This window comes from Pseudoalteromonas sp. SIMBA_162 (assembly GCF_046535955.1).
Taxonomy (GTDB): domain Bacteria; phylum Pseudomonadota; class Gammaproteobacteria; order Enterobacterales; family Alteromonadaceae; genus Pseudoalteromonas; species Pseudoalteromonas marina.
This window is the reverse complement of record NZ_JAWJBQ010001288.1, coordinates 1-233: the sequence shown is the minus strand read 5'-3', so window position 1 is coordinate 233 and position 233 is coordinate 1. Positions and strand designations below refer to the sequence as shown.

At 56.7% G+C, this 233-nt stretch carries 1 protein-coding gene; it reads left to right on the top strand.

Annotated elements, in window-relative coordinates; translation table 11 throughout:
• The coding region (locus R0J88_RS23795; RefSeq protein ID WP_410901428.1) for a hypothetical protein at positions 1-233 on the top strand (233 nt) is incomplete at both ends.

The following is a 233-nucleotide window of genomic DNA, read 5'->3' as shown; positions in this document are numbered from 1 at the left end:
CCATAAAGCGAACATCGACTCAGTGGCCACTGTGGACAACATCCTCAATCTGAGTGTGGATAATGCCGCGACCTCGGTAGGCAATAACCTGTCGGTCACCCAGGACACAACTGGTCTTGATACCGCGCTGATTGCCGACAACACCCAGTTCAGCCTTGCCGATGTGACCTCCACGGCTTCAGTGACCAATGTCATGCTCGGCTTGCCTCCAGTGGGCAGCTTCGAAGGCCCGG